This is a genomic window from Bifidobacterium sp. M0399 (assembly GCF_016100595.1).
Taxonomy (GTDB): domain Bacteria; phylum Actinomycetota; class Actinomycetes; order Actinomycetales; family Bifidobacteriaceae; genus Bombiscardovia; species Bombiscardovia polysaccharolytica.
On record NZ_JACFSD010000002.1, the window covers coordinates 508855 to 535748 of the forward strand.

General features: G+C 62.8%; 17 protein-coding genes, 1 tRNA gene and 1 pseudogene. 15 read left to right on the plus strand and 4 right to left on the minus strand.

Annotation, left to right across the window (positions count from 1 at the left end; all coding sequences use genetic code 11):
* Positions 1 to 10: 10 nt before the first annotated feature.
* From H3V09_RS06735 to rlmB, 7 genes are all read left to right on the plus strand, one after another.
* A complete protein-coding gene (locus H3V09_RS06735) occupies positions 11 to 1414 on the plus strand; it encodes an MFS transporter (RefSeq protein ID WP_198191181.1) in 1404 nt (467 codons plus the stop codon).
* An 839-nt stretch (positions 1415 to 2253) separates the two neighbouring features.
* Positions 2254 to 2835 (plus strand): dCTP deaminase, encoded by a 582-nt coding sequence (gene dcd, locus H3V09_RS06740; protein ID WP_198191180.1) that lies wholly within the window; start codon positions 2254 to 2256, stop codon positions 2833 to 2835.
* 248 nt (positions 2836 to 3083) lie between these two features.
* Entirely contained in the window at positions 3084 to 7142 is a 4059-nt protein-coding gene (locus H3V09_RS06745) for a fibronectin type III domain-containing protein (protein ID WP_198191179.1), read from the plus strand.
* Positions 7132 to 8580, plus strand: a complete 1449-nt coding sequence (locus H3V09_RS06750) for an MFS transporter (protein WP_198191178.1) — start codon at positions 7132 to 7134, stop codon at positions 8578 to 8580. Before H3V09_RS06745 ends, H3V09_RS06750 begins: the two co-directional genes overlap by 11 nt.
* Entirely contained in the window at positions 8577 to 9626 is a 1050-nt protein-coding gene (locus H3V09_RS06755) for a LacI family DNA-binding transcriptional regulator (RefSeq protein WP_232339474.1), read from the plus strand. The genes H3V09_RS06750 and H3V09_RS06755 overlap by 4 nt, the downstream gene beginning before the upstream one ends.
* Positions 9627 to 9676: 50 nt before the next feature.
* The gene (locus H3V09_RS06760; RefSeq protein WP_046323551.1) at positions 9677 to 10453 is read left to right on the plus strand and encodes a carboxymuconolactone decarboxylase family protein; all 777 of its coding nucleotides are present in this window, start codon (positions 9677 to 9679) and stop codon (positions 10451 to 10453) included.
* A 92-nt stretch (positions 10454 to 10545) separates the two neighbouring features.
* Positions 10546 to 11538, plus strand: coding sequence for a 23S rRNA (guanosine(2251)-2'-O)-methyltransferase RlmB (gene rlmB, locus H3V09_RS06765; RefSeq protein WP_046323552.1), 993 nt, complete (start codon positions 10546 to 10548; stop codon positions 11536 to 11538).
* Between the two features lie 417 nt (positions 11539 to 11955).
* On the opposite strand, the pseudogene H3V09_RS06770 reads toward rlmB, so the two are convergent.
* The 3 genes and pseudogenes from H3V09_RS06770 to H3V09_RS06780 form a co-directional block, all read right to left on the minus strand.
* Positions 11956 to 13317 (minus strand): annotated as a pseudogene (locus H3V09_RS06770) (DUF4032 domain-containing protein); the annotation flags it as partial.
* Between the two features lie 171 nt (positions 13318 to 13488).
* Positions 13489 to 14616, minus strand: coding sequence for an ABC transporter ATP-binding protein (locus H3V09_RS06775; RefSeq protein WP_046323554.1), 1128 nt, complete (start codon positions 14614 to 14616; stop codon positions 13489 to 13491).
* A 204-nt stretch (positions 14617 to 14820) separates the two neighbouring features.
* Positions 14821 to 15219: a carboxymuconolactone decarboxylase family protein gene (locus tag H3V09_RS06780; protein WP_198191175.1), complete on the minus strand. Its 399-nt coding sequence runs from the start codon at positions 15217 to 15219 to the stop codon at positions 14821 to 14823.
* 172 nt (positions 15220 to 15391) lie between these two features.
* Here H3V09_RS06780 and H3V09_RS06785 point away from each other — a divergent pair, with 172 nt between their 5' ends.
* The 8 genes from H3V09_RS06785 to H3V09_RS06820 all read left to right on the plus strand — a co-directional run bounded on the left by H3V09_RS06785 (position 15392) and on the right by H3V09_RS06820 (position 25309).
* Positions 15392 to 17383, plus strand: a complete 1992-nt coding sequence (locus H3V09_RS06785; protein WP_198191174.1) for a serine/threonine-protein kinase — start codon at positions 15392 to 15394, stop codon at positions 17381 to 17383.
* 61 nt (positions 17384 to 17444) lie between these two features.
* Positions 17445 to 18368 carry a DsbA family protein gene (locus H3V09_RS06790; protein WP_198191173.1) on the plus strand — a complete coding sequence of 308 codons (924 nt, stop codon included), beginning with the start codon at positions 17445 to 17447 and terminating at the stop codon, positions 18366 to 18368.
* A gap of 110 nt (positions 18369 to 18478) precedes the next feature.
* Positions 18479 to 18552 (plus strand) — tRNA-Thr (locus H3V09_RS06795).
* Positions 18553 to 18953: 401 nt separating this feature from the next.
* Positions 18954 to 20387: a G5 domain-containing protein gene (locus H3V09_RS06800; RefSeq protein ID WP_198191172.1), complete on the plus strand. Its 1434-nt coding sequence runs from the start codon at positions 18954 to 18956 to the stop codon at positions 20385 to 20387.
* Positions 20388 to 20420: 33 nt separating this feature from the next.
* Positions 20421 to 21302, plus strand: coding sequence for a 16S rRNA (adenine(1518)-N(6)/adenine(1519)-N(6))-dimethyltransferase RsmA (gene rsmA / locus H3V09_RS06805; protein WP_121912791.1), 882 nt, complete (start codon positions 20421 to 20423; stop codon positions 21300 to 21302).
* Positions 21299 to 22219, plus strand: a complete 921-nt coding sequence (locus H3V09_RS06810) for a 4-(cytidine 5'-diphospho)-2-C-methyl-D-erythritol kinase (protein ID WP_198191171.1) — start codon at positions 21299 to 21301, stop codon at positions 22217 to 22219. Before rsmA ends, H3V09_RS06810 begins: the two co-directional genes overlap by 4 nt.
* 10 nt (positions 22220 to 22229) lie before the next feature.
* Positions 22230 to 22841, plus strand: a complete 612-nt coding sequence (locus H3V09_RS06815; RefSeq protein ID WP_198191170.1) for a LytR C-terminal domain-containing protein — start codon at positions 22230 to 22232, stop codon at positions 22839 to 22841.
* Positions 22842 to 23074: 233 nt separating this feature from the next.
* A complete protein-coding gene (locus tag H3V09_RS06820; protein ID WP_198191169.1) occupies positions 23075 to 25309 on the plus strand; it encodes an InlB B-repeat-containing protein in 2235 nt (744 codons plus the stop codon).
* 152 nt (positions 25310 to 25461) lie between these two features.
* Here H3V09_RS06820 and H3V09_RS06825 read toward each other — a convergent pair whose 3' ends face one another.
* Positions 25462 to 26874 (minus strand): CCA tRNA nucleotidyltransferase, encoded by a 1413-nt coding sequence (locus H3V09_RS06825; RefSeq protein ID WP_198191430.1) that lies wholly within the window; start codon positions 26872 to 26874, stop codon positions 25462 to 25464.
* Between the last annotated feature and the right edge of the window lie 20 nt (positions 26875 to 26894).

The following is a 26894-nucleotide window of genomic DNA, read 5'->3' on the forward strand; positions in this document are numbered from 1 at the left end:
GACGGCAGTCATGAGCGAATCCATCACCACAACGGCTACCGAAGCGACCATGGAGGAAAACCGCCGCAGCACCAAGCGGGCCCTGCCCGCCCTGCTGACCATCTTCCTGCTGGGCACACTGATGATCCAGGCCTTCAACCTGGTCTTCCAGAACGTGGGCGACTCCCTGGGGATGTCCGCCAACGCCTCGCTGATCAGCACCCTGCCCGGCATCGTCCTGGGTGTGGTCTGCATGCTCTACGGCACCCTCTGCGACTACATCTCCCCCCGTAAGATGACCCTGTTCGGAGTGGGTGCCCTGATCATCGGTAGCCTCCTGGGCTTCTTCGGTGCATCGAACTTCTGGGCTGTCGTCCTGGCCCGCATGATCCAGACCGCGGGCGGTCAGGTGGCCGGCTCGGTCTTCCTGGTCATGGCCATGAAGTACCTGAGCGACAAGGAGCGTGCCTTCTACCTGGGCATCTTCAACGCCGTCTACTACGCATCCTCCGCTGTGGGCATCTTCGCCGGCGGACTGATCACCTCCATCGACTGGCGCTACCTTTTCCTGGTACCCCTGGTCTCCGTCCTGCTGATTCCTCCGGTGCTTAAGTACACACCTGACACCGGCATCAAGGGTGAGCGCATCGATGTCTTCGGCATCGCGCTGTTCGCGCTTATCGCCGGATTCGTGGCCGTCTACTTCTCCTTCCCGGCCACCTGGATGTTGGGGGTGCTGGCCGTCCTGATCCTGATCTTCGCCGGCTATGTCTGGAAGGGCGCCAACCCCTTCCTGAGCCGCGGGTTCGTGACCAACGGAGCCTACATGGCTGTCCTGCTGGCCCTCTTCGTCTTCTACTTCTTCAACTTCGCCTGCGTGCCCATCTACAACGTGATCGGCGACCGCATCTACGGGATCTCCCTGAGCCAGGTCTCCCTCTGCCTGACCATCGTCTACATTGTGGCCACCCTAGTGGGCTGCCTGTCCGGAGCCATCATGAACGCCATGGGACGCCTGCCCATGCTGATCCTGTCCGCCCTGCTCATGATTGCCGGAGCTGCCGGTTCTGCCCTGATGCTCACCTCGGGCTTCTGGGTCCTGACCGCGCTGGCCTCGGTCTTCATCGCCGGCATCACCATGTCCTACACGCCCCTCTACGACTCCTTCTCGGCCACTTTGCCCGTGGACCAGAACGGACGCGGCATCGGGATCGGAGATCTGATGATGAACACCTCGGCCTCCATCGGCATGGCTGTCTACAGCGGGCTCATGGCCAATCCCCAATTCGGGTCGCATGCTCTGGCAGGTGTCAAGACCGGCATCCAGGCCCAGGTGGCCAACATGTTCTGGGTCATGGCGCTGGCCGCCCTGCTGGCTCTGATCATCGTGGCCGTCTTCCACAAGGCCATGTCAGCCAAGGCTCCCCAGGAGTAAGGCTGGTGTGACCCACACATACTTGGTCGGATAGCCGCACTGCTTGGTCCACTCTTCCCGGCCTCGGGAATGAGTCAGGCCCAGCACCGGCACCCGGCCGCTCGAACCGGGGAGGGAGCGGAGTTCGGACTGCTTTCGGCAAAGTGATAGTCCCCCTCTTCCCTCAGCCGCCGAAGGCAAGAAGATCGCCGCCCCTCCCCACGGTGAAGAACCCCCGTCATAGCCATAACTGACGGGGGTTCTTCCATATCTTCAGTTCCTGTCTTCAATCCTGCGCCTATAGTTCAGGCCGTGCGTTGAAGCACAACTTTTATACAGACGCCAGAGAAGAGGAATCTGAGAATGCAGCTGCGTGGAACTTTCGATTCCATCTTGGAGATCGGCCAAACTTGAGTCTCGGATCCAAAGAAGATAGAAGATCAACGAGCAGATGACCGGCCCAGCCAAGCATCAGGCGACCCATGTGTTGCACACGCCTGACCATCCTGTATAGGCCTTAACGAACTCAAGCAAACCATTGGTCATGTGGTTTCACGTGAAACGTCGGCGCACCAAAAGCCCCCTCAAAATGAAGAGAACCCGGCGGTGCGTGAACACCGCCGGGCGAGAGAGAAGAAAGGGAAATCAGTTGTCGGGCGAAGGTCAACCGCCCATCGGTTTTTGAGCCGACATATATAGTAAAGAACAGCTACCTTATGGTGACGATAGCGTTATCTGAAAATTCTCTGTGAATCCAACCGGATCAGAAAGCGGGTATAGGGCCGGTTAAACTGGATTCAGAATGGTTTCCCGCCAGAGGAGAGACCCTCGACCGACGAACCTAAAGGAGATACCTAGGCATGTTGCTCAGCGACCATGACATCCTGGATGCCCACCAGGCAGGACACCTGAATCTGGACCCGTGGACGCCCGACATGGTCCAGCCCTCCAGCGTGGACGTACGCCTGGACCGCTACTTCCGAGTCTTCAACAACCATCAGTACACCTATGTTGATCCGGCGGAGGACCAGGGCGCACTGACCGAGCAGTTCGAGGTACCCAAGGACGAACCCTGGATCCTGCACCCCGGCGAGTTCGTTCTGGGATCCACCTGGGAGTATGTCAAGTTGGACTCCACCTTGGCCGCCCGGTTGGAGGGCAAGAGCTCCCTGGGCCGTCTGGGCATTCTGACCCACTCCACCGCCGGATTCGTCGATCCCGGCTTTGAAGGACACATCACCCTGGAGCTGTCCAACGTGAGCACCCTTCCGGTCAAGCTCTGGCCCGGCATGAAGATTGGCCAGATGTGCTTCTTCCAGCTCTCCTCGCCCGCCCAGTACCCTTACGGCTCCAAGCACAATGGATCCCATTACCAGGGCCAGCGCGGGCCAACCCCTTCCCGCTCCTACGTTAACTTTTACAAGGCCGACGTCTCGGACTGATCAGTCCCAGGCCTGGCCCATAAGGCCTGGCATCTGCATGCTTGTGCCTGTATATTCACCGACCTTCCCAGAACGCTCAGGTCAGAAGCCTGCCTTCAACCGCCATGTTTGAAACAAGCCTTGCCCCCACTACCCGGGTCCGGATTGGCAATAAATGGCAATGCCTTAATTCGATGTACTCTGCCTGTTGACCGGCCATAATGACCGGTCGGGAACTGACACAGCAGCAGGCAGCGAGGCGAAGCGGCGTGAAACTCAATCTCAACGGCATCTGGGCCTTCCACCCCGACGACGGAGACCGGGGATATCCCGTCATGGTGCCCACCTGGTGGGACAGCTTGCCAGAGACCACCGGCTATCCGGCCTCCTGGAGCCGAGACCTCCGCCATGGCGTCTACCTCAGGGAATTCTTCCTGGACACCCTTGACCCGAATGAGGATATAATCCTGCATCTGGATGCCCTAGCCACCTTGGGCAAGGTGTCAATCAACGCAATACCGGTGGGGCCGTCATCCACCAGGGGCTATCTGATGACGCTGCTCCCCTATGACCTGGATGTCACGAGGGCGGTTCATGCCGGACGCAACCAGATAAGAATCGAAATCTGGAGCGTCAAATCCCTTCCCACCGATGCCCTGACTTCTACAGAGGGCCCTGACCGGCTGCTCTTCCCCTTTGGCACAGAGAATCTCGTCGGGCGGTTAGGGTTGGGCGGCGACGTCTGGCTCAGCAGCAAGCCCAAGATCCGCATCGAAGATCTACAGATCATCCCCGATCTGGGCGGCGATGCCGACCCTTCCAACGACCTGCTGGAGCTCAATGCAACGCTGATCAACACCAGCGAGCGCCCATGCGATCTGCGATTCAGGGCCGAAGTCCGACCCTGGAAACCTTCGATGCCCAAGGGCCGGACCGTGCTGGCCTTCAACCCGGTATCCTGCTCTCTGGATCCCCGCTCCTCCAAGATCATCCACCTGCAGATGGCCTGGCCGGACGCACACTACTGGTCCCGGACCGACCCCTTCCTGTATGTCATGCAGGCTGTTCTCGACATCGGCAGCCATGTAGTCGACCGTGCCCAGGAGCGATTTGGCTTCCGGCAATTCCAGCGCCAGGGAGACCGGTATCTGCTCAACGGCATCCCCATCCGGTTGCGCGGCGACTCCCTCTGCCTACTCAACCAAGGCAGCCGCGACCTGATCAACGAGGCCGGCGATGCCTATGGGCTGATCCTTGACGACAACCAATCCGGTCAGGACATGACCAAGGCCTGGGTGGATGCCTATCGACATGCCAACTTCAACATCCTGCGCAACCACATCCGCTCAGTCCCCTCGCAAGCCCTGGCCGACCGAGCCGACGAGACCGGCATGCTCCTTGAGGAGGAGACGGCTTTCTGGAATCCGGGCTCTCCAGCCAATGTTCAACTGAATCCGCCATTCCACATGAGCTACGGACCTGAAGCCATCGGGCACTATGTCGAGTGGACACAGCGGTGGGTGCGGGCCTACCGGAACCACCCCAGCATCGTCCTCTGGTCCACCACCAACGAGGCATGGAATCCAAAGGATGGCGACCTGCTCATCCCAGCCCTGCAAGCAGCCGTCCATAAGCAGGACGGTACCCGGCCAGTGGTCAATGACGGCTTCAATGCCCCCATTACCGATGAGGATTCCCGCCACTATTACGGTGGGTATCCCTCGGGTATGACCTCGGCTCCAGACATCTATGCCCTCTACGACATCGATTCACCGCTGCCCTTGGCCGCCGGCGAGGAATTCTCGGTCTCCACCGCGGGAATCCCCCGCTACGATGAGCAGGGGCAGATTGCCGACATCTACCATGGCCGGCTCAACGGCGATCCGGACACCATCTCCCGGGCGGACTTCGGCCGGGAGGTCGGACGGGTGACCAGGGGCATACGGACCACGCGAGTGGTCGACTGGAAGCCCTTCTGCATATCCGCCTTCATCTACGACAACATCGAGGCCTGTCTGGAACCGGACCGGCGCAGAATCCGCGGGGGGCTTAACCCTAAAAGGTTGCTGCGCCCCCAATTCGATCCCTGGCGCGGCAAGGATGAACCCTGGCAGGAGGGGCCGGCCTTTGGATATATAGCCGCCTCCTTCGCAGATGTCGCCGCCTATGACAAGGAATTCGACCGTGAACCGCGCCTGGGGCAGCCCCACAGGATCTACCCGCGCGGAATGACCAGCCGACGCACCATCATCGTCCACAATGACGAGGAGCGTCGGGGGACTGACCTTGAGCTGATCTGGCAAGTGGCCTGGCAACGTGGCCCAGGGCGCAGACGGGTAGTTGTCGAGCGAGGTCGCCAAAGGGTGCAGGTGCCATACGCCTCCTGGCGGACCGTACCTGTGACCATCACCGTGCCCGAGGATCAGGCCAGCCAGGGGGCCCGACTCCTCCTGGTCCTGTGCGTGCGCAAGCAGGGGCGACAGGTCTTCCGGGAAGAGAACTTCCTGGGATGGATCGACTGGGCCGCTCCGCCTCGGCTGGGAACCGCACGCCCCCGCATCGACCTGGGCCGGGTGGAATGGGTATCACGGGAGGTCAAGCACTGCATCCATCTACGCCAGGAGGGCGGCGCAATGAGCGAGCACTGGACCGCCCAGGTCCTGGAGGATGCCGAAGGCGCTTTCAGCCTGGAAAGCATGAACGGGAACCTGCGCCACGAGCAGGATATCTACTACACTGTCAATCCCTCCGGGCTGGAACCTGGGCATCTCTACCGGGCCCGCGTGCGCTTCCAAGGGGCGCTGCAGGAGACTGCCACAGTGACGGTCACCTTCACCGCAGGGCGGCGGCCTCCCCGACAGGCCCGGGCCAATCTTGCCGCAGGGGCCCGAGTCCAAGTCTCCTCCCAGGCTGATCTGCCGGGATGGACAAGGGCTGCCCTGGTCGACGGCCGTCTCGGAGCCGCTTACGACCGATTCGGCTGGTCCAGCAACGTCAGCAACCGGAACCACCGGGAGTGGATTCTCCTGGAGATGCGACAGGCTGCCACCCTGTCCCAGGTGGTCCTAGCACCCCGGGGCCGCAATCCGTCCGGAGATGCCAGCCAACCCAGCCAGCGATCAGGCACCGATTCCTTCGGCGTGATGGAGTACGCAACCAGCAGCAGATCGACTGACCCCAACCAGGGTCAGGGCTTTCCGCTGGACTTCTCCATCAACCTTTCATCGGACGGCCACAGCTGGACTCGGGTCTGTAGCTGCAACAACTATCCACTGCCGGGGGACGGTCGCCCGCAGGCCTTCGATTTCGCCCCAATGAGCAATATCAGGTTCATCAAAATCGAGGCAACCCGGCTGCGCGCCAACCCTTATCAGGGAGGACGGTACGCCTTGCAACTGAGCCAGATCATGGCCTTCACCCGCCATCGTCTGCCAGCCATACCCGCAGCTCCCAAGAGCATCGACGCCCGGCCTCACGGACACCGTCTGCGCCTGGCTTGGCAGCACGGACCAATCCGACACCGGGCCGACGCGCCCCGCACAGCCCAAGTCCTTCTGCTTGACCGAAAAGGCCGGGCCATGACCTTCTACCTGGATCGGCCTCAGGGACGGGCCGACCTGGACGGAATCCCCTTCGGCTCCTGGCGGATGATCCTGCAGGAGTGCAACTCCACGGGCATCGGCGAACCTGCAGACCCGCTTGAGCTGCATATAGGTCCTCAGAAAGCCGGAAGGACTGATCCGGCGCTGCCCAGGCCCAGCGACCCCCAGGTCAGCGTTGATTTGGCGGACATGACCGTACATGTGACTGTTGACCAGGTCCCTCAGGGGTTTTCAGGGTGCGAACTGACCTTGAAACCGACCGACGACCATGAGCCCGAGCCGACCGTCTGGCTGCCCGCCGGCGGGCAGACCCACAGTTTCCGACAGGTTCCGCCAGGCATCTATCGCGTCATGGCAGCCTTCACCACCGAGGATGGCCGGGTCTCGCCCCCCTCTCCCCAAGGCGATCCCTTGATTCTGGGACATGCGCCCGGGCGCCCGGCCAAACCCGGGCTGACCTCTTCCGGTAAAACCATGCAGGCATCCTGGTCGCCCCCGGACGATGGAGGCATCCCTCTACAGGCCTATCTGGTCACCATGCGCGAAATGAGCAGTGGGCAGAGTACAAGACTGCGATTGGCTGCGAAACAGACCACCTTGACCCTCGATGATCTGGAGCCCGGCAAGTACACGGTCAGCGTCAGCGCCATCAATGCGGCAGGAGCCGGACCTGAATCCCCCGCCTCCCTTCCCTGTCTCATCACCGAGGGCGACCATGAAGGCTGAGCCCCTGCCCAGGTCCGCCATTCTGGGCTATGGACTGGGCGATGCCGCCAACAACGTCGGTTGGCAGATGACCAACCTCTTCCTGACCACCTATTACCTCTACTTGGGCATGGACCCCATGCTGGTGGCCGACATCTTCCTGGGAGCCCACCTCTTCCAGGCCCTGGTCTACCTGGTCGCCGGAAGAATCACCGACGGACGCGCCAAAGACCGGGAGGGCGGTCTGCGGCGGCTGGTGGTCGTCTTCGGCCTGCCGATGATGATCTCCGTCACCCTGATGTACACCATTCCGGCGGGCGCCCCCATGCCGGTGCGCATCGGCTGGGCCATCGCCACCTACCTGCTTTATCAGCTCCTTGGAGCCCTGGGCGGCGTGCCCTACGGAGCCCTGCTGGGAGCCATGACCCGGGACCCCGACGACCGCCAGCGCCTGGCGGCCTCCCGCACTTTCGGCGGAGCGGCGGCAGGGGTCGTCCTGACCTTTACCCTGGCCCCGCGGGTCAACGACATGGACCCCTCCCGCCTCTTTCTTCCGGTGGTCGCCGCCTGCTGTCTGCTGGGCTCCCTGGGTTATCTGATCATGGCCCGGACCACCAGGGAGCGCTACCTGCCTCCGGCAGCCCCTCGCACCTCCCTGAAAGAGGATCTGCGGCTTCTAGCCGACAATCGCCCCCTGCTGGTGGTCTGTCTGGCCACCCTGTTCATGACCAATCCTGTGGCCTCGCTTGCCCCGATCGTCGCCAAGGAGGTCCTGACCGTCGGCAACCCTGGGCTGACCGGACGAATCACCTTTGCCCTGACGCTGGTGGGCGTCCTTGCCGGGGTGGTTGTAGCCCCCTGCTCGCCATGGCTGGTGCAGCGTCTAGGTAAACGGGGCACCTGGACCTTAGGCGGGCTGATGGTCATCGGATCCTCGCTGGCCTTCATCCTGGTCCGGTCCGCCTGGCCTGCCGTTGCCTGCATAGCCTTGAACGGCATCGGAGTACAGGTCATCACCCCCTGCATCTGGGCCATGCAGGCGGATTCGGTGCAGTACGAGCAGTGGCGAACCGGCAACGGGAACACCGCCGGAGCCTCCATGGCCGCGCTCAGCATCACCCGCCAGGTCGGAGCGGCCATCAATGGATGGGCGGGGCCGGCCATCCTGTCTTTCCTGGGTTACAGGCCGGGCATGAATGTTGCCCAGGATCCGGCTCTGGGCGTCAACATGCGACTGGCTGTGGGCCTGGTACCGGCTGCCATGTTCACCATCTCAGTCCTGCTCATCCGTTGCTATCCGCTGACCGAGGAGGTCTTCGGACGCATCAGCGCCGATCTGCAGGCAGGGCGCCTACAATGCCAGTGCAGCCATATCAGGCAAGGAACGGAGCATCAGGCTTGTCCAGAAGATCCCCGGAGCCCGCACAGGGGCGGGAAGGGCACCGACGCGTGCGCATGATCGACGTGGCCGCAAAGGCCGGAGTGTCTCCGTCCACGGTCTCCCGCGCGCTCAACAATCCCAGTCGGCTGAACTCGCAGACAGCCAGCCAGATCCGCTCCCTGGCCCGATCCATGGGATACCCCCTGCCTGATCATCCTCCCAGCGGGGATGCGACCGGGCCGGTCATGATAACCTTTCTGGTCCAGGACACCTCCAACGGCATCTCCTCCCAGATCCTTGCCGGCGCTCAGGAAGCTCTTCCTGAGCAAGGTGCAGTCGGCATCATCGAAGCCGGAGCCGAGCTGGGGCATACGGAAGACCTGCTGGAACAACTGGTCGGGCACACTCGTGGAATCATTCTGGCCACTGATCAGGTCCGAGCATCAACGGCTCGGCGCCTGGGGCGCCGCCTGCCTCTAGTGGTTCTCAACCGTCCCATGGAGGGTCTTCCCTCCGTCCTGCCTGATGCCTCCACCGGCCTGGCCCAAGCCTTGGAACTGATACGGCGGCAGGGACGACGTTCTGTGGTCTACATAGCCAGTCGGGTCGGAGCCTGGTCCGACCGATCCCGCTGGGAGAGCGTGCAATCACTCAGCCGGACTATGGGGCTGGAATGCCGGCGAATGGGTCAAGTGGATCCTACCGTCCAAGGCGGCAGGCAGGCTGCAGCCGCTCTGGAGCAGGAACCTCCCGATGCTGTGGTCGCTTACAATGATCTGATCGCCGCCGGAGTCATTCTGGGACTGCAATCCAAAGGAATCACCGTGCCTGACAGGGTCGGCGTCATCGGATTTGACAACACCATGGTCGCCCCTGTCGTCAAGCCGGCCGTTGCTACGATTCGGATCCCCCGCCGAGCCATAGGACATGCTGCAGCGGATATTCTGCTTGGCCGGAAGCCCGAAACCGGGCAATCCCGCCAACAGTCCGCCCTGATCGCCCGGCTGCGCAAAGCCGGCATCCCGCCTGTCACCGAGGATCCTGGAGCCCTGACCCTGCCTACCTCGCTGATCATCCGGGACAGTCTAGGCATTTTGACTTCGAGCACACTCGAAGGGGTATAGCTGAAACTGCCGGAATGACCCGGCCAAGATGATGGCAAGGAGACTAACTCATGGCAATCAAACAGACGGCGGGCCACGACCGGCTCGGTCGGTTCGCACCGCAATTCGCCCACCTCAACGATGATGTGCTCTTCGGCCAGATCTGGTCCCGCGAAGACGAACTTTCAGCTCGGGACCGCAGCATGATCACCTGCGCAGGTCTGATGAGCATGGGACTCTTCCCCCAGTTGAAGAGCCATATGGCCATGGCCAAGGGTAATGGCGTCACCCGCACTGAAATGGTGGCGCTAATCACCCACCTGGCCTTCTATGCAGGCTGGCCCAAGGCATGGTCGGCTTTCGACCTAGCCAAGGAGGTCTACGGTGAGGGCGACCGTGACGACGAGAGCCGGGACACCACTGCACCTGCAACCGCAACTGCTGCCGGGACGGAACCGGATTCAGGACCCTACCCCTTGGGAGATTCGGCTGATGGTCCCAACTTCACCGGTCATGTCTGGCTGCACCGACTGACTGATCCAGACGCGGAATGCTCCGCCAGCAATGTGACCTTCGCACCCGGATGCGTCAACCGTTGGCACACCCACCCGCATGGCCAGCTGCTGATCGTCACCGCCGGGCAGGGGTGGGAACAGGAGGAGGGCCATCAGCCCCGCAGGCTGGAACCCGGCGACGTGGTCTTCTGCCCAGCTGGCGTCAGGCACTGGCATGGGGCCTCGGGCCGGTCATCCATGGCCCACATCGCCGTCACACCTGCCTCAAGCGGGCAGTCCCCTGTCGAGTGGATGGAGTTCCCAGATCCTGACCAGGTGGCCGCCCTGGGATGACTCACACGGCCTGGTTACAGCGTGTCTTCACCCTGCAAATATTGAGGCCGACAGACAGCTGAACAGTTCCCGCCTGCCTTTACACTGAAGACATGGCTAACAAGAAAGGCCCGACCAAGGGTTCGGGCGGCAAGCACCGCAACAAACTGCGCGGCCGGGGACCTACCCCCAAAGCTGAGGATCGCGTCTACCACAAGGCCTACAAGGCTCGACAGGCGGCCCAGCGCAGGCAGGCGGCCGATCCACGTCTGGCAGCCCGCCGCCGGGCCGACCGATTCACCTCCGATTCCGATGATCTGGTCATCGGCCGCAATGCAGTCCTGGAAGCCCTGCGTGTAGGAGTCCCAGCCAGCCAGCTCTATCTGGCCGCCCGGATGGAACACGACGACAGGACCAGAGAAATCGTACGGCTGGCCGGACAGGAGGGACTCAACCTGCTGGAAGCCGACCGTCTGGAGATGAACCGCATCGCCCGGTCCAGCAACCACCAGGGCGTAGTCCTCAAGGTGCAGCCCTACCAGTACGCCTCCCTGCAGAGCCTGGTCGACAGGGCCGAGAAGCACGCGGCTGCCCTGGAAGGAGCCGATCAGGCGACCAAGGTTGCCGCCCGTCCGCTGTTCATCGCCCTGGATGGGGTCACTGACCCGCAGAATCTCGGGGCCGTAATCCGTTCAGCAGCGGCCTTCGGGGCCTCTGGTGTAGTTCTGCCTGAGCGACGCAGCGCCTCGGTCACAGCTGCGGCCTGGAAGGTGTCCGCCGGAGCCGCCGCCCATCTGCCCGTGGCCCGCGTGGTCAATCTGACCAAGGCCATCCAAGGGCTCAAGGAGCGCGGCTACTACGCGGTTGGCCTGGACGGCGCAGGCACCACCACAGTAGGCGAGACAGGCTTCGAGACCGATCCGCTGGTGGTGGTCCTGGGCTCCGAGGGCAAGGGGCTGAGCCGCCTGGTCCGCGAGAACTGTGATGCCCTGGCCTCCATCCCCATTTCCAGCTCGGTGGAATCCCTGAACGCCTCGGTTGCAGCCGGCATCAGCCTCTACGCCGTAGCCATGGCACGCCGACGGTCCGCCAGCCAAGCGAAATAGCCCCAGGCAGGCACCGGCGATCTGAAGACGGACAGGCCAAGCGGCAACAGCTTGCGCGCAGCAGCCAGCATGCAGCAGACCCTTGCCGCACAGATCAAATAATCAGCTGGAAGCCCAGACTGCATCGTCCTGATCGTCCTGGTCGGCAGCCGCATCCAGGCTGCCAGGGGCGTAGACCGATCTCAGCGAGCGTCGGCCGCCATTCGCGTCCTCAAATGCCGGCTGTGACGACACCTTCTCGACAGCCCGGTCACGGTCCGTCTGGATGCCTGCTCGGGTCTGGCCTCCAGCATTGGTTTGGTCAGGCACCTCACTGTCAGCTGCGTCTTGGCCTTCCACTTCACGGCCATTCGCATCCTTGTCGGTCCGATCGCGGCCGGCTTGCTCACCTTGACCGGCCTGGGCATGGCCGCCCTGCCAATTCATCTCGTCGTCGACCACCCCGGCATCGGCCTCTTCGTTAATGGTCTTCATGTCCTCGGAATCCAGCCGGTACTCGGGCAGGGACTCGCTGATATAGCTCTGCACGGCCTCGGCCATGGGCACATCGTGGCCGGCCTTCTCGGCCATCAGCCAGCGGTGGGTCAGCACCTCATGGAAGAACTGGGCCGGTTCGATCTGCGAACGATATTCCGGCGGGATCATGCGCACAGTAGGCTCGAAGACCTCGCGCATCCAGTCGGTGGCCACGATCTCCAAGTCCTCGCCCTGACGCCAGGTGGAGGCACGATAGGCATCCAAATCGTTGAGCAGCCGCCGGGCCTGGTTCTCCTGCACGTCCAGACCGGTCAGCCGCAGCAGCTTGCGAGAAGCGTAGCCGGCATCGACCACCCTGGGCCGCACCAGCACCCGGTTGCCGTCCTCCTCGGTCTTCATCTCCAGCTCGTCCACGTCGAAGCCCAGATCGTTGAGCCGGTTGACGCGGCGCTCGATCTTCCACATCTCATCCGGGTCGAAGCTGTCCACGTCCGTCAGGGCGCTCCAGAGTGAGTGATAGCGGTCCACCAGCCGGTTGCCTACGCCGACCTCGTCCACCTCGCCGGCCAGCAGGTTGCCGGAATCCAGATCCATGAGCTCGCCGATGATGTTGGTCCTGGCCAGATCAATGTCGTACTCGCGCTGGCCGTCGGTCAGGCTGGGATGCAGATCGCCGGTCTCGGCATCGACCAGGAAGGCCGAGAAGGCATCGGCATCACGCAGGAAGAGCACGTTGGACAGGGAAACGTCGCCCCAGTAAAAACCGGCCAGATGGAGCCTCACCAGAAGGACCGCCAGCGCATCGATCAGACGCTCGGCCGTGTCCGGGCGCAGATTGCGGGCGAATAGGGCACGGTAGGGCAGTGAGAACTTCAGGTGCTGGGTGACCAGCATGGCCTCAAGAGGCTCGCCCTCGCGGGTGTGCCGACCGGTGACCACGGCGATGGGATTGACCGTGGGCAGCTCCAGTTTTTTCAGCTTGCGCAGAAGTTCGTACTCACGCTCGGCCACCCGCTGGGTGATCTCCTTCATGGCGTAGACATCGTCGCCCACGTGGACAAAACGCACCACATGCCGGGAGATGCCTCTGGGCAGGTTGGCCAGCAGATCCCGGGGCCAGGTGGCCAGCGGCCGCTCCCAGGGCAGGGTAAACATCCTGGGGTTGGAGCTGGTGGCCGTGATGTGCAGGGCAGTCGGCTCCTGCTCAGAGGAGGGATCGGCCGTGGTCTTTATCGAAGTGGCTTTCAGGGCACGAGGGTCCAGAGAGGAGGCCGTCGCCCGGTTGATGTTCACGCTAGTCATGCTTCATCCATCCCATCGCCGCCCATCCTATACGGGAAAAGCCCCGCACGGATGCGCCGCGCGGGGCTCCTGGTCACCCGGTTAACAAGGAAAGGAGATGATATCAATGATCGATACGGGCCCTGTGGGTCGGCGGGAAACCGTGGCCGAACCACAGGGTCACAGGAATGCTCAGTTCAGCCGCAGCTCACTGGCCGGGGAGAAGAGGTGCATCTTTTCAGGATCGATGTGGATCTTGACCACGTCACCCACCTTGGGCAGGTCGCGCGGGTTGACACGGATGGTGGTCAGCTTGTTCTGGTCAGACATGACGATGGCCTGCTCAGCCACGCTGTTGTCGGTCAGAATATTGCCGTAGATGTAGCCGTCGGAGCCCAGATCCTCCACGTTGGCTACCTTCAGGGAGAAGGCATCCGGTTCGGAGGGACTGGCCAGACCGGCATTCTCGGGACGGAAGCCGACGACGATCTTGCCCTGATCCTCGGGGGTCAGCTTGTCGACGGCCTCGCGCGGCAGGCTGATGGTGTCCTCACCGATCTTGGCCTGGCCGTTGACCACGGGGTGGATGTTGATATTCATGGAAGGCGAGCCGATGAAGCCGGCCACGAAGACATTCTCGGGCCGATCATAGAGCTCGGTAGGCGCGCCCACCTGCTGCAGGACACCCAGCTTGATGACGGCGATCCTGTCGCCCATGGTCAGAGCCTCGGTCTGATCGTGGGTAACGTACAGGGTGGTGACGTTGAGCTGACGTTGCAGGGCGGCGATCTGGGTACGGGTCTGGACACGCAACTTGGCGTCCAGGTTGGACAGGGGCTCATCCATTAGGAAGACCTTGGGCTGACGCACAATAGCGCGGCCCATGGCCACACGCTGACGCTGACCACCTGACAGAGCCTTGGGCTTGCGGTCCAGGTACTCGGTCAGATCCAACACCTCGGCGGCCTTCTCCACCCGCTGGCGAATCTGGTCCTTGGGGGTGCCGGCAATCTTCAGGGCGAAGCCCATGTTATCGGCCACGGTCATGTGGGGGTAAAGTGCGTAGTTCTGGAAGACCATGGCGATGTCGCGGTCCTTGGGCTGCATGGTCGTCACGTCTCTGTCACCGATCATGATGCGTCCCTTGTTGACCTCCTCCAGGCCGGCCAGCATGCGCAGGGTCGTGGACTTTCCGCAGCCGGAAGGCCCAACCAGAACAAGGAATTCACCGTCTCTGATGTCCAGACTGAGGTCACTGACCGAGGGCTCATCGTTGCCCGGGTAGATACGAGTGACGTGGTCGAATACCACTTCTGCCATTGTTCATCCTTTCATCGGCAGGTACGTGCCGAACGATCCGTAGTGAAGGGTTGATTTTCACTGTGGTTTCCGTCCCGGGGTCAACACCGACATCGGCATGGCCATGCGACGGTTTTCTATTTTGTGGTTAAGAGAAACTCTCCCTTGAGCCAGTGCCCACTATACACCAAGGTCTGAATTCGACGTGGAAACCCTTGCCGAGACTCAATCCTTGGGCTTGTCGGAATCCTCAGAGCCGCGCTCGAAGACCGTCCTGGCCACGTTGATTGCGTTGATGACCCTTGGGAATCCCACGTAGGGAGCACATTGGAGTATGGCTTCGACCACGGCCGCCTTGCTCAGCCCCACATTCAGGGCTCCCTGTATGTGGACAGTCAGCTGTGGAACCGTGTCACCCTGCGTCACCAGACTGCCTATAGTGACCAGCTCACGCTGCTGAAGATCGAGTCCTTTCCTGGTGTATATGTCACCAAAGGCGAATTCGACAATCCAACGGCCAAGGTCCGGCGCTATATCCTGAAGGGAGTCGATGACAGCCTGACCTCCCTTGCCGTCAATAGCGGCCAAGGCCTCGGATCCCTTTTCAAAGCGCGAAGCTTCCATGGAAGCCCCTTCTTTCTGTTGTTTTGTATATTTTCCCGCCGAGAATATTGTATCAACGCCTGTTTGCTCATTATGCCGTCGGCAGTCGAGCCATCTGAGGCAATCTCGGACGGGGCGAAACAGCAGAGGTCGCAATCAGGTGCTTTTCAACCAGTCGGGGCACAATGGAGATATGAGCGATCTTGAGGGTTTGGACCTGAGGCCGGGACGGCTGGTAGGGGGCTACACCCTGATCGAGCCCCTGGGCGGCGGTGCCATGGGGTCCGTCTGGCGCGCACGTGATGGCGGGGGCCAGGACTACGCCATGAAGATCCTGCGGGAATCCCTGGAGGAGGATCAAGTCCCGTCAGACAGCCCTGACGAACGCGACCGCGCCTCGGCCCGCGAGCGCCTGCGGCGCGAGGCTCTGGCCCTGCAACGGATTCGCCATCCAGGCGTCTGCCGGATCGTGGATATGGAACTTGATGATGCCCTGGCCTTTATCGTGACCGAACTGATCGAGGGGCGCAACCTTCGCGACGACGTGGCCGTCAACGGCCCCTATCAGGGTGACGATCTGGAGCGGCTGGCACGGAAGCTGACCGATGCCGTCGCAGCCGTCCACCAAGCGGGCATCGTCCACCGGGACATCAAGCCCACCAATGTCATGATCTCGGTCTCGGGGCCGGTACTGGTGGACTTCGGCATCGCTATGGGCCAGGGGCAGAGCCATGTGACCCGGACCGGGCTGGTCATGGGGACCCCTGGCTTCATCGCCCCGGAGATCATTGACGGAGCCGAGGCCGATCAAGAAACCGACTGGTGGAGCACGGCAGCCGTTCTGGCCTATGCAGCCACCGGACGAGCGGTCTTCGGTGACAAACCGATGATGGCGGTCCTGGAGCGGGAGGCTTCGGGCAATGCTGATCTGTCCGGGCTGCCTATCGGCACCATGAGAGCCCTGCGCTCGGCCCTCTCCCCCGACAGGGGGGCACGTTGCACGCCTGAGGAACTTCTGGAGGCCATCGGTCGGGATGCCATGGATCCGCAGGCCTGGCAAGGGGAACAAGACGATCAGGCATCCAGCAAGAACAGTCAGAAGACGATGCGCCCTTTTGGCGGCGGCTCTTCGGAGTCTGAGGGACAGGCCGACTCGCCCACCATGGTCGTGGAGCCAGCCACCATGCCCATGCCGCCGATCGCTCAGGCTGATCCAGACAGTCCGCGCACGGCTTGGTCACGACCTCCGACTGAGGAAGAAGCCGATGAACAGACGACCCTCCTACCCGACACGGAACAGCCCACCAGCCTGTTGAATCCCCTTCCCACAGCCGAGGAGCAGACACAGGCATGGCAGGACCAACAACCATTAGCCGACCGACAAGATCTTCAAGCCACCACCGTTCAGGATCCGCTACCGCCAGCACAGCCCCTGCCCAGCGGATACCGCAATGAGGCGAATGCCCACTGGCTGGGAGACCAGCCTCCAGCTCAGATGCGGCGCCTGCGCTACCTGAAGGCAGGAACCCCCTGCCTGGTCATGCTGGGAATCCTCCCCGCCCTGCTGACAGCTCTGGCCCCGGTCTCGGCACTGGTCGCCGCCGGAATCCTCCTCTGGGCCCTGAGCACTGCAGGATGGAGCATCAAGGCCCAAATAGAACGGGAACTGCGCCGCGAGGGCCCTCGGCGGGGCACCGACCGTCTGTTGAACGCGGCCGCCCTTCCCTGGCACTTGCTCAGGGGCCTGGCGGCCTGCCTGCTCCGCCTGCTGGGCATAATCCTTGTCCAATCCTTGGCCGCTCTGCCGCTGACCTGGGTAGGCGCCCTCACCACCGTTCATACGAGTCTGACCCTGGGCGGGCACCTGCTGATCTTCCCCCTGCCAGCGGCCAGACCACTGTCCGCCGGCGGACTGGCCATGGCCCTGGCGACGCTGGCCGGCTGGCTGTTGACGACCCTGCCGAAACAGGACCGTTCAGCCTCCAAAGCGAGCAACGGCAACACGGTCCTGCGTCTGGCGGCAGGCCGCATCCCCATGGGCCGTCAGGAACCCGAGACGCCGGACAGCCCCCTCCGCAGGTGGGTCCTGCTCCTGCTCTGGTTGCTGATTATTGCCGTCCTCCTGGCCGGGCTGATCACCCAGCCCTCCATGGACTGGGCACCCATCCACCTCCTGCGCGCCTAAGGTCGCGCTTCACCCCTGGCGGCTACACTATGCTCAGTATGCCAAGGAAAGGATCCAGGTCATGTCCAAGGGCAAGCAGAACCATCAGGCCGCGCTCAAGGCCCAGGAAGAAGCTCGGCGGCTCCAGGAGGCCAAGGAACGCCGCCAGCAGACCATGATCGGCATCATTGTCACCGTGGTGCTCATCGCACTGATCGCTCTGGGCGGATTCTTCTACTGGCGCAGCCATCGCCCGGTCAAAACCCAGGACCTGGAGCAGGCCCGGCAAGCCGTCGCCCAGGTCAAGGAAAAACCCTCGGCCGCGAATGACCAGGGTGGCTTCCTGATCAGCTCCCGGGGGCTGGGCAAGCCGGTGGCCAAGGCACCGACCGTGGAGATATACATGGACTTCATGTGCCCGGGCTGCGGCGCCTTGCATCGCGGGCTGGACTCCACCTTGACCGGTCTGGTGGATGCCGGGCAAATCAACCTGGTCATCTACCCCATGAGCTTCATGGACCGGCTCTCCACGGACAACTACTCGACCAGGACGGGCACGGCCACCATCTATGTGGCCCAGCACGATCCGGACCACCTGCTGCCCTTCATAGCCAATCTCTACGCCAAGGACTTCCAGCCGGACGAATCCAACTACCAACCCGTCAGCAACGACAAGATCCGCCAGCAGGCCATCAAGGCCGGGGTTGATCCCAAGGTTGCCGACCAGGCGCTCAAGGGCCACTACAGGGACTGGATCAAGGCCATGGACGCCTATACCCCCATGCGTAAGGAGCTCTGGAATCCCTCCGGGTCCAACAAGGGACAGATGACCACGCCCACGGTCCGCATCAATGGCACTTACTGGGATCTGGGCAACCTGTCCCGGGCCGGCCTGGACTACCGCGCAGGCCTGCTCAAGGCTTTGGGCCTGGATCAGTCCAAGGTGGGCATCAAGGGCGCCATGCCCGCAATCGGCGCCTCCGGCCATCCGCGCTCACTGGACTGAACCGGGTGCGGCGAGAGAAATTTCGCGCCCAGCGTCCCCTTGGGGGCATGGTGATGGTACGATATCATTTCGTACCGCGGCCCGGAATGCTGTAATGGACCACCGGGACCGCCTCCTTAGCTCAGTTGGCCAGAGCAGCCGCCTTGTAAGCGGCAGGTCGTCAGTTCGACTCTGACAGGAGGCTCTACGCCAAGAACGAACTATTAAATCCAACTATTCATTTTTCTTCTTGGCAGGCTACAATAATGGACATTGCCTGGATAACTACAAATACTTCCCTCGAGTAAGTCATTTCGGAGGCTCGTCCTCCGAAGTACGAACGGAGCATTTCCCCAACCATCTCCGTTCGTATTCGAGGACGGGATCATTCCCCTTCATTCCCGTCCTCTTGACGTTGACCCGCCGACCAGGACCCGGGTCTTGAAAAGCCGACTGACCGATGATGGCCAAGTCGGCTTTTTTATTGCCGTCCGTCTACCACAAATGTGGATGTTTGCCCGACCTTGCGAATTGTGCGGCCTCGCTCCATGCCCGCACCGCTAGAATTGCCGGGTACAGACAAGGCAGAAACGGGGAGGCGAGCACATGGCCAGACGCTGGACACCGCGGCGTTTCGTCGTGCTCAGAAGGATCCGCGTGGCCTCTTGCGCCCTTCTGGTCGTTCTGGCCATGATTCTGACCTTCGGCATTACTGCACGCAAGAGCGTGGCGTTGAGCGTCAACGGACAGACCAGAATGGTGACCACTTATGCCTACAGCGTGGACGGCCTGCTACGCCAGCAGGGGATTAAGGTCAAGACCCACGACCTGGTCGATTCCACCTCCGGAGGCCAGCTGCGCAACCATGCGGCGGTCACTGTGCGCTCCGCCTATCAGACCACCATCGTCATTCAGGGGCAGCGGGTGCCCTTCTGGACCACGGCAACAAGCATGGACCAGCTGCTGGGATTCTTTGAGGAGAACCGCAAGCAGGCCATGAAGGTCACCGTGGATGTGGGCAACGTCTACAACCAGCTGACCGGCGGTCTGGTCATCAATCAGGCCGGGCCGGTCACGGTCGTGGCTGACGGGAAGACCTCCGTGGCCCCTGACGGAAAGCTTCCAGCCGCCTCCATCCTGGACTCCAAAGGTATCGTGCTGGGCAAAGAGGACCGGGTCAGCGTAGAGCATGACCAAGGCACCACTGTGCTGCGTGTCCAACGGGTCACCCACGGAAACACCCAAAGGACGGTTCCCCTCCCCTTCGCCACGAGGACCGTGGTCGACCCGAGCCTGGCGCCCGGTCAAACCCAGGTACGGCAGGCGGGCGTAGCCGGTCAACGCCTGCAGACCATCCAGGTCACCTACGTGGATGGACAGGTCGAATCGGAGCAGGTGGTAAAGGAGGAGACCGTAGCCATGCCAGTGGATCAGGTGGTGGCCGTCGGTCCCGACAAGCCACAGGAGGGCCAGAACAGCGGGCAGCAGTCCAAGGGCAACGCAGGCAAGGACTCCCAACAGACGCAGAAGACCCCCTCTCCGAGCCCCTCGCCCAGCCAGGATTCGCAATCGTCAACAGCACCGGCCCCTACGCCAGCACAGACCAAGCCGCCGCAGACCACGCAGCCGGCACAACCAAGCAAGCCGGATAAACCGACCACCCCAAGCAAGCCCGAGGACAAACCAGCCCCGTCTCCAGCACCGAACCCATCTCCAAATGGTCTTTGGCACGCCAGCGTGGACTTAGCCCAGACCTATGCCGGTGGTGCTGCCGCCCAGCGCGGATGGACGGGTTCGGAGTTCACGGCTCTAGTGGAACTGTGGAACAGGGAATCAGGATGGCTCTGGTATGCCGAAAATAAAGATTCAGGCGCCTACGGCATTCCCCAGGCTTACCCCGGCTCCAAGATGGCGCTATTTGGAGCCAACTGGCATGACGATGCCGCTGTCCAGATCGATTGGGGCCTCTACTACATTGCGCAGCAGTACGGGAATCCTAGTACGGCCTTGCAATACCAAAAACAGCATAATTCGTACTAATCCCCAACCACACCCGCCGAGCAACGAACCGACATGAACACTAAACCCGAAAGCGACCGCCTCCTGGGTGCCGCCGACATCCGACGCATCGCCGACCAGATCGATATCCACCCCACCAAGCGATTGGGGCAGAACTTCGTCATCGATCCAGGAACTGTCCGCAGAATCGTGCGTTTGGCGAGAGTGGAGTCCGACCAATCCGTTCTGGAGGTGGGTCCTGGTCTGGGATCCCTGACTCTTGGGCTGCTGGAGGCTGGCTGCCTGGTGACCGCCGACGAGATCGATCCAGTCCTGGCCCAGCAGCTTCCGCAAACCGTCCGCGAGCGCATGCCGGAGAGCCTGGACCGGCTGACCGTAATCAACCGTGATGCCCTGACCTTGACCCCTCAGCTGGCAGGCGACGCGGGCACGGCCACCGACCTGGCCATGGTGGCCAACCTGCCATATAACGTTGCCACTCCGATCATTCTGACTCTCCTGGTCCGGTTCGCCAATCTGAGCCGGTTTTTAGTCATGGTCCAGAAGGAGGTGGCGGACCGGCTGACGGCAGCCCCGGGCTCCAAGGTCTACGGCGCTCCCAGTCTGAAGCTGGCCTGGTACGGGCATGCCGCCCAAGCGGGCAGAATCGGGCGCCATGTCTTCTGGCCAGCCCCCAACGTGGACTCGGCCCTGGTTTCCTTCACCCGGGACAAGGATGGACGCGGACGAGGGGACGAGGGGACGAGGACCGAAGTCTTCGCCCTGATCGATGCCGCCTTTGGACAACGCCGCAAAACCCTGCACGCCGCCCTGAAGGGTCTGGTGACCACCGAAGCCTTCCAGGCAGCAGGCATTGACCCTGCACGCCGGGGGGAAACCATGACCATCGAGGAGTTCGTAGCCCTGGAGCAAGCCCGCCGTGAGGTGACCGCGTGAGCCCGGCAGCCGGAAGGGACGGCGTGGGCCTCTGCTGTCCCGCCAAAATCAATCTGAGACTTCGCGTTGGCCCTACCCGAACCGACCTTGGAGGACGACACCGCCTGGACACCATATACAGCGCCGTGGGGATCTGGGACCGGGTGGAACTGCGCCCGACAGAACCTGGCAGCGGCTTCCGCCTGAGCTTGGAGGGTGAGCACCTTGGCGACCTGAACCGCCGGGATGCCGATCCACACGCCAACCTAGCCGTCAAAGCCCTCCTGGCCATGGCCCAGGCCACCGGGCACGAGCCTGATGTGGCCATCCACATCGTCAAACGGATACCGGTGGGCGCCGGCCTGGCCGGCGGATCAGCGGATGCTGCCGGAACCATGCTGGGCCTGAACCGGCTTTGGAATTTAAGGATAGCTGCCGCCGACCTGGATCGAATCGCCGCCAGTCTGGGCGCGGATCTGCCCTTCTGCCTGCATGGAGGGCTCAGCAGAGGCACAGGTTTCGGCCAGATTCTGGAACCCCTGGATCCTGATGGCTCGCAGGCCCAGCGGCTGTCCCGAGCTGGGCTGACCGGACACCTCCTGATCGGGGCCTACGAGAGCCAACTGAGCACAGCCCAGGTCTACAAGGCCTTCGATCTGATCGGACCCGGCTCCCACGATCTGAACGACCTGCAGGAGACCGCCTGCACCCTGCACCCGCGCTCACGCCAAGCTCTGGACCTTGCCCGACGGGCAGGCATCGGGCCGGCTTTCGTCTCTGGATCAGGCCCCTCTGTTGTGGTCATGGCCCCTCGACCCGAGCAGGCAATCGCACTGATAAGGCTCTGGCGGGAGCAAAATGCCGTGGACAGGATCATCGAGGCTGACTCGCCAGTCATGCCCAGGATGGTCCCACTGCGAGTCACCCATGGACAGTAGAGTAGGCAACATGACGAATCCCGAACCACTGGACGAACGCGAGGCCCGCAGGCAGTTCGTACGACGGCGGCAGAAGATGGTCTTCACCATAGTCGTCAGCGCCCTAGTGGCCATCCTGGTCATATGCAGTCTGATCATCTTCGGGTCCATCGGGCATAACGCCAAACACACCAGCATCTCCAAGCCCAACTATGGGGTCGCCGTGCCCTGCCCGCCTGACAAGTCCAAGCTGGTCAACCACCCCGACATCCGCGTGCGGGTGCTCAACGGAACCAACAAGACCGGTCTGGCCACTGCCCTGGCCTCGGCCCTGCGCAATCGGGGATTCAACATGCAGGATGTGGCGGACTATCCAGGCAAGACCGAGACTGCACGCACCGAGATACGCTTCGGGGCCTCGGCCATTGACCGTGGCTACACAGTGGGATCCCAATTCAACGATGCCGTGCTGATCATGGACGACCGCGGCGACGATCTGATCGACGTCGTCGTCGGGGCCACCTTTAACGATCTGAACGACGAGGACAGCACCTCTGTCGTGGGCCGCAAGATCGAAGCCATCAAGGGCTGCCAGGCCGACCCCTCCTCCATGAAGAACCTGCCCAAGGCTCCCAAGGCCTAACGCTGCAAGAATGTTGCCGGCCTGGCATCTCTCCCAGGATTGCGGACCCGGCTGTCGCAGAACCCTCAACCGCAGGCGTTTGCGCGCGTGCTAAAGTAGGGAGTACACCACCCTTGGGTCGTGGGTATTTGCGCGCTTGGTACAGTTTCTTAATACAGCTTCTTAGTACAGTTTGAGTGTGATGTCCGGGGGGATGCTGTAGCAGGCTCTGCGAAGAGGGGAGTCAACTCATCATGCGTCAGCATTCGGGCATGGCAGCCGCCGCCCTGGCCTTTCTCCTAGCCCTGTCCTGCACACCCGCTTTGGCCGGGAGCACCAGCAGCCCATCCGGAGCAGCCACGCCCACCACCCTGGACAAACAGCAGGGGGGAGGGGGTCTGAAGAACCCCTACGGGGATGATAGCCCGCAGGCCGCATCGCCGTCTTTCCCCCTGCCAACGTCCTCGCCCCTGAGCCACACGACTCCGACGCCTGCCTCACCCACGCGCGACACTGCCGGCGATGCTGCCGGCGTCCAGGACCGGTCTTCCGCAGCCTGGACGGTCAGCTTCGACACGGCAGGCGGCGGCAGCGTCGACAGGCAGACCATCCCCGACGGGGGCCAGGCCAGTCGGCCCAGCCCCGACCCCGCCAGGAACGGATACCTGTTCGACGGCTGGTTCCAAGGTGACGTCGCCTACGACTTCACCCAGCCCGTCACCGGCAGCACCACCCTCACCGCCCACTGGACCAAGGGAGACGGCCATTGGGCCATCAGCCCCAGCCAAGGGCCCATAGCCGGGGGCGCCAAGGTCACCCTTACCCCGCCAGCGCAACGCAGCATCAGATTCAGCCAGCTCAGCATGGGCGGCCTTCATTCCGCAGCCATCAGCTCGGACGGCAACCTCTACACATGGGGAGATAACGGTGCCGGCGAGCTGGGCGACGGCACCAACACCAACCGGTCCAGGCCAGTCCAAGTCAAAAAGCCCGAAGGCACACCAGAAAAATTCATTTGGAAACAAGCCAGCATAGGCTGGGACCATTCCGCGGCGTTCGGCTCCGACGGCAACCTGTACACCTGGGGAGTCAACGGCAACGGCCAGCTGGGCAACGGCACCACCACCAACCGGAACACGCCCACCCTGGTCAACTTCCCCGGCGCCGCCGCACCCACCAGCGTCCTGTTCGGCCAGGCCAAGGCCACAGGGATTACGGCCAACCAAGACGGCACCTGGCAGGCATCCACGCCCAAGCATGAGCCGGGGGGCGTGGACGTGACAGTCGGTTGGAGCCGGAACGGGTCCCAGCCGGACGACCACCTGCAATACACGTACATCGCCCCCGAATATCAAGTCGGCTTCACTTCCAAAAACGATTCCTGCCCCGCCCCCACGGGCATGCCCCCCAGCCAGTCCGTCACCCAGGACGGGCAGGCGGAACGCCCCTACCCGGACCCGAGGGCCGAAGGCTGCCTGTTCGACGGCTGGTTCCAAAGTGACGTCGCCTACGACTTCAGCCAGCCAGTCACCCATGACACCAGCCTGACCGCCCACTGGACCAGGGAGGACACGCAGCGCTGGTCCATCAGCCCGAACCACGGGCCCGAGACCGGCGGCACCGAGGTGAACCTGACTCCGCCCGCACAGCGAGGCATCAGATTCAGCCAGATCAGACTGGGCTACAACCATTCCGCGGCAATCGGCTCCGACGGCAACCTGTACACCTGGGGAAGAAACGACGACGGCCAGCTGGGCAACGACACCATCACCAACCAGAACAGGCCAATCCTGGTCAACAAGCCCAAACGAGCACCAGAAGGATTCACCTGGACACAAGCCAGCCTAGGCGACGGGGATTCTGCAGCTTTCGGATCCGATGGGAACCTGTACGTCTGGGGATGGAACAAATACGGCGAGCTGGGCGACGGCACCACCACCGACCGGCACACGCCAACCTTGGCGGGCAAGCCCCAAGGAGCGCCCGACGGGTTCACCTGGAAACAAGCCAGCCTGGGATGGTATCATTCCGCAGCCATCGGCTCCGACGGCCAGCTCTACACCTGGGGAAGCAACAGCAACGGCCAGCTGGGGCGCGACCCCTCCAACGCCTGGCCGTCCGGCCGGCCGGGCCCGGTCGGTTTCCCCGGAAAACCGCAGACCACCAGCGTATGCTTCGGCCAGAATCAGGAGCAGGGCACGTGCCTCGCCGCAGGCAAGGATCTCAAGCCCAGCCCCGACGGCACCTGGAAGGTGACCACTCCCCCATACACGCCGGGGCTGGCGCCCGTGGCCATCGACTGGACCCAGGACGGTAAACAGCAGGAAACCGACAAGGGTAACACCTATCGGTACCTGTCCATCGCCAGCCTGCCCCTCACCGGAGGCGACGGCATGCTCCTCCTGCTCGCCACAGGACTACTCACCGCAGGAGCTGCCACAGCCGCCAAAAGCCGCCAAAAGCAGGCCCGCACGAGACAGACAGCATGAACACTTCACACGAGTAAGCAATAGCCCGGGCCCATAGGCGGGACCGCCATCGCACCCTCCAACCCCGAAAGCCAGAACCAAAGGGCATCCGAACCCCCCAGAATGCAGACCAGGGATGCTCAGCTAGGACTAGAGCCAGGCCTGACCTAGCCCTAGCCCTGGCTTTGCCACCAGTCCCGCAGCTCCTGCTCGGCCGTTTGCCGGTCGACAGAGCCCTGATCCAGGCGGTAGTCCAGCATGTGCCGGTAAGCACGTCCCACCTGCGGTCCGGGCTTGAGGCCCAGAATCTGCATGATCTGTCGTCCATCCAAGTCGGGCCGGATGGCATCCAGATCCTCCTGCTGGCGCAATTGAGCCACCCTGTCCTCCAGCTCGTCCATAGCGGAGGAGAAGACCTGGGCCTTGCGCTTGTTTCGGGTGGTGGCATCGGCCCTGGTCAGGCGATTGAGCCGCTCATAAAGCGGACCGGTCTCCCGGGCATAACGGCGGACGGCCGCATCGGTCCACCGCTCGTCCACATAGCCATGGAAGCGCAGGTGCATGGAGATCAGGTCGCAGACGTCGGCGATCAGGTGGTGGTCGAAGCGCAGGGCTTTCAGGCGCTTACGGGCCAACCGGGCTCCGACAGCATCATGATGATGAAAACTGACCTTGCCACCGGGCTCAAAGCGTCTGGTGGCGGGCTTGCCGATGTCGTGCAGCAGGGCAGCCAGGCGCAGGGTCAGATCCGGGGCGGGCACAGGTCCGTCAGGTCCGGTCTCCAGGGCGATGGCCCGGTCCACCACCATCAGGGTGTGCTCGAAGACGTCCTTGTGCCGGTGATGCTCGTCTATCTCCAGCTGCAGAGCCGGCACCTCGGGCAGAACGATGTCAGCCAAGCCGGACTGCACCAGGGCCTCGATGCCCTGGACGGGGTGTTCGGCCAGCATGAGCTTGGTCAGCTCATCGCGAATCCGCTCGGCCGAGACGATGCTGATTCGATCGGTCATGCGGGTGATGGCCTCTGCGGTCTCCGGAGCGATGGTGAATCCCAGCTGGGCTACGAACCGCACGGCCCGCATCATCCGCAAGGGATCGTCGTCGAAAGACTGGCGGGGATCCACCGGGGTCCGCAGCACCTGCTTGGCCAGGTCGTTGGCCCCCCGGTAAGGGTCTACAAAGACCAGGTCGGGCACCCGCAGGGCCATGGCATTGACGGTGAAGTCGCGCCGTGAAAGATCCCCCTCGAGGCTGTCCCCATAGTCCACCTCGGGCTTGCGGGAATCGGGATCGTAGGTGTCTCGCCGGTAGGTGGTCACCTCCACCTTGACCTCGGTGCCGTCAGGACGCCGCCGCAGCGCGCCCAGGGTGCCGAATTTACGCCCCATGTCCCAAAAGCCCGACCCCCAGTGACGCAGAATGGGCTCGAACTGCTCGGGTCGGGCCGAGGTGCAAAAGTCCAGGTCGTGGGAGGGCCGACGCAGGAGCAGATCGCGTACAGGACCCCCTACCAACGCCAGTTCATATCCCTGCTCGGCGAAGAGGCGCCCGAGCTCAATGGCCTCCGGCCAGACTTGGAAATCCACGCTCACCCTTTCCTACGGAG